Below are 815 nucleotides of genomic sequence, written 5' to 3'. Positions count from 1 at the left end.
CTTCTTGCCGCTGGCCTTCTCCGCGGCCGTCCGAGCCGCCAGCTTGTCCTGATGGGCCTTTTGGGCCTGCTCATCAGCGGCATCAAGCTGCGCTTTGGCCTGGACGAACCGCGCCCGGCGAGCCGTGGCGCCACGCAGCTGAGCCGGGGGCCCCTCCCCGGTGGCCTCGACGCCGAACGAGGCGTCCTCGGCGGCATCAGCCGCGTCGGCCTCAGCGAGCATCTTGGCGACCTCGGTGTCGAGATGTTCTTTGGTCCGGTTGGCTTCCAACGCCGCCGGACAGCCCATCTTGGTGCCATCGAGGGCGACCCGGCCGACATTGACCAACCCCGCCTGCGCACACAGCCGCAGCGACGCGGTGAACACCGCCGCCAACGCCTCGTGATGACGAGAACGGAAACGGGCGATCGTGGTGTGATCGGGCACCTGATTGGCGGTGATCACCCGAAACGCGACATCAGAACCACAGGCTTTCTCGATCGCCCGCGAGGAACGCACCCCGATGCAGTAGGCGTAGAGCATCAGCGCCACCATCATCGACGGCTCGTGGGCGGCCCGTCCCCACCCATCGGTGCGGTAGTCGCCGTAAAACGCCGACAGGTCCATCTGATCAACCGCATCGCAGACGAACCAGGCCAGATGATTCTCATCGAGCCACTCGGTCAGCGACACCGGCAACAGCATCGCTTGATCACGATCGACCGTCCGGAAGTTGTAACCCACCAAAGCCTCCAAAGCCATTGCGTTGCAGGATATTATCCCTGACCAGGGCATTCTCCCGCCGAAAACACGCCGAAGGTTTGTGCAACAGGCTC

Annotated in this window: 1 protein-coding gene; it reads right to left on the bottom strand. The window is 64.4% G+C overall.

Going from position 1 to position 815, the window contains the following annotated elements; genetic code table 11:
• Positions 1-741: transposase (locus FPZ47_RS27700; protein WP_168209595.1), on the bottom strand; the 741-nt coding region annotated here is incomplete at its 3' end.
• Between the last annotated feature and the right edge of the window lie 74 nt (positions 742-815).

Origin of the sequence: Mycobacterium helveticum, from assembly GCF_007714205.1 — a bacterium.
Classification (GTDB): Bacteria; Actinomycetota; Actinomycetes; order Mycobacteriales; family Mycobacteriaceae; genus Mycobacterium; species Mycobacterium helveticum.
This window is presented reverse-complemented; position numbering and strand designations above follow the sequence as displayed.